Below are 9098 nucleotides of genomic sequence, written 5' to 3'. Positions count from 1 at the left end.
GTCACCCTCGACGACCTCGACTGGGTGGCCGATCTTCCCGGCGTCTGCCTCGACGTGATCCGCACCCACACCCGCTGATCGGCCGACAATCCGGGCAATACATGACACGACGTCAAACGACAAGGCCCGCCCGGCGAACCGGGCGGGCCTTTGTGCGCGCCGTCCCTACGGGGGACGGCTGCGGGATGGCATGATCACACCCCACAAATGCAACGAGCCGGGACGGCAATCCCGGCTCGCCCGCATCCCAATCGGTCTTCTCCACCGACAGGAAACGTTGCTTTGCGCATCGTACGAAACGATCCCGGCGTCCCGCCACAGGGACCCGCGTCCGCGCCGCTTCCCGCCCCGCGGTCCGTCGACGAGTTCGACCAGCAGCACAAGGCCCGCTTGGAGGCGATGCGGGCCTCCCGCGCTCACTCGCCAAAATGCCCCGGTTGTAACCGGAAGTTGCCGAAATCTACTGGTAAGCGCGCTCGCGCGTACTGCTCGGACGCCTGCCGCAAAAAGGCCACCCGAGCCGCGAAAGTGTCCGCTTTTGAGGACCACAAAACCGCAGGTCAGGCCCCCGATTCGGCCACCAAAACGGTGCGGCGCCTTGGTACTACCGCGAAAACTACGGACATGCAGGTCAGCGGCCTGCATGGAACGAAACAGGACGAGTCGGACCACGACCGGCACTTCAGCGGCGACCAGCGCGGTGCTGCGATGGAGTCGGACGCGGACACCGCCGCCCGCGACGGGCGCTTCGAGCTGCGGGAGAGCCTGCGTGCCGTGAGCGGGCTCGACCGGCTCCTGAAGTGCGGCATCAGCGTGCTGGCGGGCGGCGTCACCCCCGTCCTCCGCAACGGCCGTGCCGGGTACGCCGGAGTCGTCACCTGCGGATCGGTGCACGTCTGCCCCTGCTGCTCGACCAGCATCCGCCGCGTCCGCCAGGACGAGCTGGACCAGGTCGGGAAGTTCTGGGAGTGCCAGAGCTGCGGCCTGGTCATGATGACGCTGACCATGCGCCACTACGAGCGCCAGGCGCTCGCCGTGCTGGAGAAGCAGCAGCGGGAGGCGTGGAAGGCCGGGTTCGGGCAGAACGCGGGACGAGCCTGGCGCGACGCCAAGAAGGCGTACGGCGTCCGCGGCTTCGTCCGGGCCTGGGAGGTCACCCACGGCCCCAACGGCTGGCACTGCCACTACCACGTGCTGCTGTTCCTGGCCCGGCCCCTGGCGTCCGGCCGGGTCGAGGCTCTGCAGGCCCTGGCGTTTGAGGTCTGGTCCGCCGCGCTGGAGAAGGCCGGCGCCTACCTCCCGGTCGAGACGGGCGCGGACGGCAAGCCGGTCGGTGTGAAGATCGATGCCCCGGACCGCGGTGAGTCCGGCCAGTTGGCCCGCTACCTGATGAAGGGGCAGGACGGGAAGACCCGGTGGGGCGTCGCGGCCGAACTCACCCGGCAGGACGTGAAGACGGGGCAGGCCGGTCACCGGACCCCGTTCGAGATCGCCCGCGCCGCCGTCCAGCCGGACGCCGATCCGCGCGATGTCGACCTGTGGCGGGAGTTCGAGCAGACGGCGACCGGCGTGCGGTCCCTGTACTGGTCCAACGGCTTGCGCAAGCTCCTCGCCGAGATGGGCTTCGAGCTGGACGACCGCAACGACAAGGACGTCGCGGCGGAGGAGGAGTCGGCCGGTGACCGGCTCGCCTGCATCCCAGCCGCCACCTGGTACCGCCACATTGCCCGCCACAAGGGCCGCGCGCTGGCCCTGCTCAAAGCCGCGGAGAGGGGCGGTGTGACCGCCGTTCGTACGCTGGCCGAGTCCTGGGGCCTGGTTTGGGGCGCCGACATCCTGGACGCCGAGGAACTGCCCGAGGACGGCACGCTGCCGACCATCGACGAGGTGCTGCGCCGCGGCGACCGCATGCAGTTGGCCGCCCGCGCCGAGGTCTGGCGCCGGGGCCTCGCCCTGGCCGAGCACATCGAGATCGAGGCCCGCGCCAAGCACTTCGCCGCCCACCCCGATGCCCCGCAGTACGCCGCGCGGGCCAAGGCGACCAAGCAGGCCGCCGAGGACGAGGTGCTGGCGCTCGGCATCGAGGAGCAGACCGACGGCGACCGTGCCGCCGCGCATGCGGAGTTCCGGCGCCGCCTCCGTCTCGCGCGTGCTGGGACGCCGGTCACCACCGCCGTGCCGACTCCCCCAGCAGCCCCACAGACCAGCCGGGCGCCGAAGCGAAACTGACATCAGTAAGCACTAACTCGCTCCGCCTCTCTGCGCCCGCCGACAACCCCGGGTTGTCGGCGGGCAGGCGACAGAACCCGGCGTACAGGCCGACTCCCGCAGCCCCGACTGCCTCGGTCGGGGCTCCGCTTTGGGCAGGCCGGGGCGACGCGTAGGACGGTCCAAGGCGACAACTTGCTCGGCTTGCCGGGCGGGTGCGGAAGATGGTCTTCGTCGATAACTTGCTCACCCCGACCGTGCCCGGTCGCCGCAGAAAACCCCCGCCGGCCTGTGTGGCGGCGGGGGGGTTACTGGGGTCAGTACGTACTAACTCGCTCCCCCAACGAGACCCCCAACAGGACCCACAACAGGACCCACAACAGGACCCCCAGGAGTGTCCTGAGGCGGTCGAAAACTGCCAGGTCACCCACCGTGGTAAGTGACCGGCGGAACTCCGACAACCCTCGTGATGCAGGGCGCTGGAGGGTTCGAGCGCGCGCTCACTCGCCGCGCGGCTTCCTCGCTGCGCGGGCTGTCGGACGCCGGCGTCGGCGGCCGGAGCGGAGTGCAAGAGGTGTGCTCGTCCTGGGGCATTCGAAATGCATGAGCTACGGCAGTTCGTCGTCGTCCTGGAGCACGTCGTGCTCCTGGTCGTGCTCGTGCTCGGCTGCCGCTCGCTGGACTGCTCTGCTGCTCTCGCCTCGCCCTCCTGGCCGCGCCAGGGGCCCGGTCCTGTTGAACCAGGGCCGAGGCCACGCAAGGGGTGAAGGGAGTTGCGGACCTTGGCCGCCGCTCCCTCACCGTGCCGATCAGCCCGGCCTGACCGGGAGAGCATCGTGGAGGAACGAATGAGTGAGCAGCAGCAGCGAGACCAGCAGCCGCAGGCGCCGGCGCTTCAGCAGCAGGCCGATCCGAGTGCTGAGTTCGTGAAGAAGGGCGCCCTGGCTGCGATCGGTGGCGCGGTCTCCGGGACCGCCAAGGCCTTGTGGACGCACCTGTTCGACAGCGATGCGTGATGCGGTCCGGCGGGCGGCCGGGCAGCGGGACGAAGGCATGAGCGGCCCGGCCGAGTGCCGGGCCGCACGGCCCACCAGGGCCGCCTTGATGATGTAGAGAAAGTTCTATCGCGCCTCCCCGGTACGGTCGGCGGGTGACGAAAATCGAGACTCCCCGGGATGAGGCCGGCCGACGGCTGTGCCAGTACTGCCATGAGCGGGAGGTGCCCGAGTCGCTGGGCACCAAGCCCCGGATTTACTGCTCGCGGAACTGTCGGCAGCGCGCGTACGAGGCGCGTCGGACCCGCCAGACCATCGACCAGACCGTGAACATGGCGCTGCTGCGCGAACGCTGGCTGCGCACCAATGAGGCCCGAGCAAAGTCACGTGACGATGCATCGACGTCGGCTGCAAAGTCACGTGACGATGCTGAGGGTGCAGCAAAGTCACGTGACTTTGGGCCCAGCACCCAAGCAAAGTCACGTGACATTCCTGTCGCTCCGGCGGTGCCGCGGCCGACGATCCCGACCCCGGATATGTCGCTGCCGAAGTCGCAACGCGGATCGCTGTTTCCGCCCTTCAAGTCCAGGCCGGCCCAACCGGAGCTGTTCGAGGGGCAGGCCGACGACGAGGGATAGCCGCACGGCGCGCTCACGGCGGCCCGCAGCGCTGGAGAGCGTGACGGTGCCCGGCCACAGCGCGGCAGCAGCTGCCCCCCGCTGGCCACGTCTCGGCGTCCGGTCGCCTCACGCGCCCGCGGTCGCGACGGCGGGGGTACGGTGCCCGGCCGAGGTGGACGGTGGTGGACGGCGGCCGGACGCCAGCGTGCCCACCCCCTCCCCCAGGAAGCGCTTTTGCCCACCCCGATGCCGCCGCGGTCGCCGACGCGGTAGGCCACGGAGGATTACGGATCATGGGCGTGTCCACCGGTCCGTCCACCGGTGTCCACCGGCATGACGAAGGCCCGTCCCTTGTCTGGGGGCGGGCCTCTGGCTGTGGGCTGAGTGGTGATCAGTCAGTGGACACCTGCCACAGGCCCGGGGCGTAGACGTCTTCCCAGACCTCCAGAGGGCCCTGCTCGTCGTGGAAAGCGGTCTGGAGGACGAGTACGGGCACGGCGGCACTCGCAGGCACATCGACCTCTAGGGCAGCCAGTTCATCGCTGCTCGCCAGTCGGGCACCGCGGCGCTCGGGCGTGCGGCTGACCGTCCGGCCGGTGCGCTCGGTGTACCGCTTCTGCCAGAACGGCTTGAGCTGGCCGGGCTGCAGCAGTTCGGGCACGTCGATCAGCGCGCGCATGTGGATCACAGACAGCCCGACCACGGTCGGGCGGCCGTCCTTGCGGAAGACCCTGCGCCTGATGACGACTTCGTCGTGCGGCTCGATGCCCAGCTGCTCGCAGATGTCCGGGTCAGCACACGAGCGCAGCATGGCCACGTGGTCCGTACTGGTCTCCCCTGGCGCGTAAGGGCTGCCCGTCCGGTCTAGGCGATTGAGCCGTGCCGCACCGGTGGACGCGACACGAGACCGCGCGGCGACCACTGTCCGCGCTCCTGGCCGACTGGTGGTTAGCCCCTCGGCCCTGAGCTGCTGAAAGGCACGGTTGACGGTGGCTCGGGCCACCCCGAATTCGGCACATACCGACTCCATGGTCGGCAGCGGTTCGCCGGGCATGAGCTGCCCGTCCTCGATGACCTGCCGGTAATGGGCGGCAATGTCCGCATACCCAGTTCGGGCTGCCATGGCGTCCTCCTAGTCCGGTCTACCTCTCAAGTAGAGCACCCTACCTTTACACGTAGACTAGTCTTCCTGTACAGATAGACCAGTCTACTTTTCTGGGCTAGCTGAGAGGGGACGCCTGTGCCTGTCCACCCTGTCCACCGACCGTCGGCTACGACTGCCGGCGGCTACGCCGTGACTCAACTTGAAGCGATTTTGCGCGGTTTGACCGTTGCACTGGTGATCGTCGCGACGGGGTGCCTCGCGTTCACCGCGACGAACGTCACCGAATTTGCTCTCAATCACGGCGTCTCGGCATGGATTGCCTGGATGCTGGACCCACTGGTGGCGTCAGCGCTGGGCACGGTCCTGGTCGTCGATGGGCTGCTGACCGAGCACGAAGTGCGCCCGGGTGGGATGGCCTCGCTGTTGCGCTGGTTCGCGGGCCTGGCCACCTGGCTCATGAACTGCTGGGGTTCGTTGTGGCCGACCGGCACGCCGTTCGGTCTGCCAACTCACCTCGACCCGGCCGGGCTGCTGCTGCACTCGGTGTTGCCGGTGCTGCTGGTGCTGCTGGCGGAGGCGATCACGGCCTACCGTCGCCGGATCGTGGCCCGGATCGCGGAGCTGCTCGATGCGGTGGACACCACCCCGGCACGGGTGGACACCCCAGTCCCGGCATCTGTCCCCAGGACTCCCGAGCCTGTCCTGACGGCTCCTGTGCCGCGTGTGGCTCCGCAACCTGCTCCGACCCCGGCCCGGCCGCTGGTGGCCATCTGCGGCTCTGGTGGTCTGTACCGGCCGGAGGTCCCGGCTGCTCCCGTGCCGCGCGTCGAGCCGGTGGTGGAGCCGGTGGAGCTGAGCGCGGAGGAGGCGGCTCGCATCATCGAGCAGTGCTGGCGCGAAGGCGTGCTCAGCATCCGGAAGACCGCCGAGCTTGCCGACCGCAGCAAGTCGTTCGTCGAGAAGTGCTTTGGGCAGCTCGTTGAGCACTACGGGCCGCGGCCGGCGCCGCAGCAGATGGCGCTGGCGGGGGTGAGCGCATGACGGCCCCGGTGGTGGTGACGCGCACGATCCTGCCGGTGCAGGGCTGGTGGCGGGACGTCGAGCCCGCCCCGACCTCTCTGCCTCCGGGCTACGTGGCCGCGCGGCGGCCGGTGATCGCCGGTCCCGACGGTGACGAACTGCGGGTGCGGGCCTGGCTGCTGCGCCGGATCGGGGGGCTGGGGTGAGCGCCGTCCCGCCGGAGCCGGAGACTCCGCCCACTGTCCATCTCCCTGCCCAGGCCGCCGAGCCTGCCCTGTCCGGCACCGTGATCCCGGCGTCCTGGCCGGTCCGTCCGGGCTTGCCGTCCACCCCGTCTGCCGCTGCGGAGCCGGTGTCCGCGCCGCCTGTCCCCCAGGTGGCCACCGCCGCTGGAGGGTCCGGGGATTGGTGGACGCGACGGCCGCCGGCCCCGCCGGTCCCGCCCGGTGGCGGAGGGATGCCGGGCTGGGTGCCGCCGCAGGCACCGGCACTGTGGCCCGGCCCGCAGCAGCTCGACATCCACGTCACCGTCCACCAGCCGGTCCCGGTCGAGCCGGACCTGACCTGGTGGCAGCGCCTCGCGCGGGCGGTGCCCCACCGGGTGTCCCCGCTCGCGGCGGTGGCTGCCACGGCGGCCGCGATCTACCCGCTGCCCGGCGTCGGCTACGGCGTCGCCCGGCTCTGGGGATCGGCGCTGGACCACATCGGGACGGACATCCACTACGCGGCCTCCCACGTCGCGGCGGCCGTCGCGATCGCGGTCGTGGCCGCGCGCATCCACCGGCCCTGCCGCCTGCGCACCACCCTCGCCGGGGACCTCGTCCGGCGCCTCACCTGGCTTGACGCCTTTGGCGTGGCCGTCACATTCATCGGCGGCACGTGGGGCGTTCTCTGGCCCGACCTGGTCGCGGCACTGACAGGAGTACGAGCATGAACACGACGCTGACCATTGCCGGCGGAACCGTGGCCGCCACCATCCTTGTGATCAGCGCGCGGACGTGGTGGAAGAGCAACCGCGAGATCAAGTCCCTGGTGCCGTACGTCGGGGGGCTCGTCACCGGGTCGAGCTGGACGCTCTGCGTCGGCGGCCTCCTCGGCGCCATCGCGGTCCAGGCGACCGAGATGACGAACCGGGTGGGGGAGAAGGCGGTGGGCGTCGCGACCGGCGCGCACGGCCCCACGACCCTTGCGCAGGGCGCGATGGGCACGCTGACGTACGGCGGCGCGTGCATGGTCCTGATCGGCACTTTCGTCGGCGGGATCGTCCTGAAGGCGGCTGGCAAGTCGGACAAGAAACGGATGCTCGGGGGCGTGCTCGCGGGCGTCACCCTGTGCGCGACGGCCGGGTTCTCGGCCCTCATGCAGTGGGTGCCGGACCTCTACAACACCGGCGGCGCGTGGCTGACGGACGCGCTCAACGGCGGGTGGTCGCTGTGACGATCAGCCTGGACAAGCCGCTGTCCGAGGAGCCGGAGCCGGGTGCGGACGACGCTGGCCTCAAGGCCCGTGTCGAGCAAGCGGAGCAGGCCGCGGAGAAGGCCGGCGCCGCCGTCGGCCGGATCGTCGACGCCTTCGCCGAGGGCAACACGGAGTTGGCCAAGCGGATCGGGCCCAGTACATGGGCATGGTGCCGCCGGGGCCACCGCGGCGACCTGGACGGCATCTCGGCAGACCTCGGGGTCTGGGCACGGTGCGCTGTCCTGGGTGGCGCCGGGTACGGCCTGTGGCGCCTGGTGGAGGCTCACCCGGGGGTCCTGTGGCCGCTCGCCGCCGGGTGGTGCCTCGCGTGCCTCAAGGCCCGCGTCGCGGCCCGCAAGAAGGACGGCCAGGAGGCGGGGGAGGAGACCCCCGCGGAGGCTCCCGCCGCATCCTCCGTCGGCGCCCCCGTCGAGCACCCGGTCGTGGCTCTCGTGCGGTCCGCGATCGGGGCCGAGAAAGGGGTCCACCTGAAGGTGCTTCTGCCCCTCATGCGGGAGCGCCTGGAGGGCCTCAAGGACGCCCGCTCAGAGGACCTCAAGAAGGTGCTCGCCGACCACCACATCCCCACCCGCTCCAAGGTGCGCGTCGGGAAGGTTGGCGGATACGCCGGCATCCGCCGCGAGGACCTGCCGCCCCTCCCCTCCCCCACGGAGCCCCCCACTCCCCACCCCACAGGGCTCCCCACGGGTGGGGACGCAGGTCAGAGCCCTATCGCGGGGAGCGCCGGGGAGCGGCGGGGAGCCGCCGGGGAGCCGCTGGGGAGCCGTGGGGAGCCGTTCGGGCACTCGGGCATGGGCGCGTTCCGGCAGCAGCAGCGGCTCGTCCAGGACCCCGACAACCCCGCCCGGTGGCACTGCATCCCGGACTGACGGCCACCCGGTCCGCCCCCGTCCCTCGTCGGCCGGGGCCGGGCCGAGGAGCCGTCAGCCGACGCTCCACGCAGCGCGGGCCCGGTCGTCCATCCGCCAAGACGCCGACCAGGCCCGCTCCCATCTCGCAGAGACAGGAGCCCCATCGTGGCACTCCGCAAAACGATGCCCACCCGCGCCCCCGAGAAGGCCCGGCCCGAGGACGTACGGGTCTACTCCGGCCGCGACGGCGGATACACCTCCGCCCCCGCCGATCGCCCCGTCGCCGGCACCCCCAACGGCACCAAGGGGAGGCTGCGGTGAGCGAGACGAACTGCGGCGGCTGCGGCGAGAGCAACGAAGGCGGCGCCTGCCGCCGCTGCGGAGGCCGCACATGATCCTCATCCCGCACGACATGCACGAGTGGGACGCCGATGATCTCCACCTCTGGCTGTCGGAGGTCTCGCGTGACCCGCAGGTGACGCCGGCGGAGCTGAGGCTGGCCCGCAGGGCGGCCAACCGCGCCGTGATCGGCCAACCGCCCAACGACAACTGACCACGAACGGAAGGATCGCCCCATGACCAACTACACCGACAGCAAGGGCCGCACCCTGGCCGATCGCGTCGGCGCCGTCGAGCGCTTCGGGCCGGCGCCGGTGACCGACCAGCAGCGCGCCGCCGCAACCGCCCTCCTGGCCGACCTCCTGGCGGCGGCCGAGAGGCATGGCGTCACCCTCGACGACCTCGACTGGGTGGCCGATCTTCCCGGCGTCTGCCTCGACGTGATCCGCACCCACACCCGCTGATCGGCCGACAATCCGGG

General features: G+C 71.0%; 13 protein-coding genes. 12 read left to right on the top strand and 1 reads right to left on the bottom strand.

Annotation, left to right across the window (positions count from 1 at the left end; translation table 11 throughout):
• The first annotated feature begins 624 nt into the window (after positions 1–624).
• From ACGFN2_RS35710 to ACGFN2_RS35695, 4 genes are all read left to right on the top strand, one after another.
• Entirely contained in the window at positions 625–2229 is a 1605-nt protein-coding gene (locus tag ACGFN2_RS35710; RefSeq protein ID WP_393367128.1) for a protein rep, read from the top strand.
• A gap of 578 nt (positions 2230–2807) precedes the next feature.
• The gene (locus ACGFN2_RS35705; RefSeq protein ID WP_393367126.1) at positions 2808–2975 is read left to right on the top strand and encodes a hypothetical protein; all 168 of its coding nucleotides are present in this window, start codon (positions 2808–2810) and stop codon (positions 2973–2975) included.
• A gap of 81 nt (positions 2976–3056) precedes the next feature.
• Positions 3057–3224 carry a hypothetical protein gene (locus tag ACGFN2_RS35700; protein ID WP_393367124.1) on the top strand — a complete coding sequence of 56 codons (168 nt, stop codon included), beginning with the start codon at positions 3057–3059 and terminating at the stop codon, positions 3222–3224.
• A 134-nt stretch (positions 3225–3358) separates the two neighbouring features.
• Positions 3359–3841, top strand: a complete 483-nt coding sequence (locus ACGFN2_RS35695) for a hypothetical protein (RefSeq protein ID WP_393367122.1) — start codon at positions 3359–3361, stop codon at positions 3839–3841.
• Between the two features lie 373 nt (positions 3842–4214).
• Here ACGFN2_RS35695 and ACGFN2_RS35690 read toward each other — a convergent pair whose 3' ends face one another.
• Positions 4215–4946 (bottom strand): GntR family transcriptional regulator, encoded by a 732-nt coding sequence (locus tag ACGFN2_RS35690; RefSeq protein WP_393367121.1) that lies wholly within the window; start codon positions 4944–4946, stop codon positions 4215–4217.
• Between the two features lie 171 nt (positions 4947–5117).
• Between ACGFN2_RS35690 and ACGFN2_RS35685 the strand changes: the two genes are divergently transcribed.
• The 8 genes from ACGFN2_RS35685 to ACGFN2_RS35650 all read left to right on the top strand — a co-directional run bounded on the left by ACGFN2_RS35685 (position 5118) and on the right by ACGFN2_RS35650 (position 9081).
• Positions 5118–5969: a hypothetical protein gene (locus ACGFN2_RS35685; protein WP_393367120.1), complete on the top strand. Its 852-nt coding sequence runs from the start codon at positions 5118–5120 to the stop codon at positions 5967–5969.
• Positions 5966–6154, top strand: coding sequence for a hypothetical protein (locus ACGFN2_RS35680; RefSeq protein ID WP_393367119.1), 189 nt, complete (start codon positions 5966–5968; stop codon positions 6152–6154). Before ACGFN2_RS35685 ends, ACGFN2_RS35680 begins: the two co-directional genes overlap by 4 nt.
• A gap of 251 nt (positions 6155–6405) precedes the next feature.
• Positions 6406–6882 (top strand): hypothetical protein, encoded by a 477-nt coding sequence (locus tag ACGFN2_RS35675; RefSeq protein ID WP_393367118.1) that lies wholly within the window; start codon positions 6406–6408, stop codon positions 6880–6882.
• On the top strand, positions 6879–7385 hold the full coding sequence (locus tag ACGFN2_RS35670; protein ID WP_393367117.1) for a hypothetical protein: 507 nt from the start codon (positions 6879–6881) through the stop codon (positions 7383–7385). Before ACGFN2_RS35675 ends, ACGFN2_RS35670 begins: the two co-directional genes overlap by 4 nt.
• Complete coding sequence (locus ACGFN2_RS35665) at positions 7382–8296, top strand: hypothetical protein (protein ID WP_393367116.1); 915 nt, start codon at positions 7382–7384, stop codon at positions 8294–8296. The genes ACGFN2_RS35670 and ACGFN2_RS35665 overlap by 4 nt, the downstream gene beginning before the upstream one ends.
• A gap of 147 nt (positions 8297–8443) precedes the next feature.
• A complete protein-coding gene (locus ACGFN2_RS35660) occupies positions 8444–8599 on the top strand; it encodes a hypothetical protein (RefSeq protein WP_393367115.1) in 156 nt (51 codons plus the stop codon).
• 70 nt (positions 8600–8669) lie between these two features.
• Positions 8670–8831, top strand: coding sequence for a hypothetical protein (locus tag ACGFN2_RS35655; protein WP_393367113.1), 162 nt, complete (start codon positions 8670–8672; stop codon positions 8829–8831).
• 22 nt (positions 8832–8853) lie between these two features.
• Positions 8854–9081 (top strand): hypothetical protein, encoded by a 228-nt coding sequence (locus ACGFN2_RS35650; protein WP_393367111.1) that lies wholly within the window; start codon positions 8854–8856, stop codon positions 9079–9081.
• Positions 9082–9098: the final 17 nt, after the last annotated feature.

The sequence above is a fragment of the Streptomyces sp. NPDC048612 genome (assembly GCF_043199295.1).
Lineage (GTDB): Bacteria > Actinomycetota > Actinomycetes > Streptomycetales > Streptomycetaceae > Streptomyces.
The sequence above is the reverse complement of the archived record's forward strand: the minus strand, read 5'-3'. Positions and strand labels throughout refer to the sequence as shown.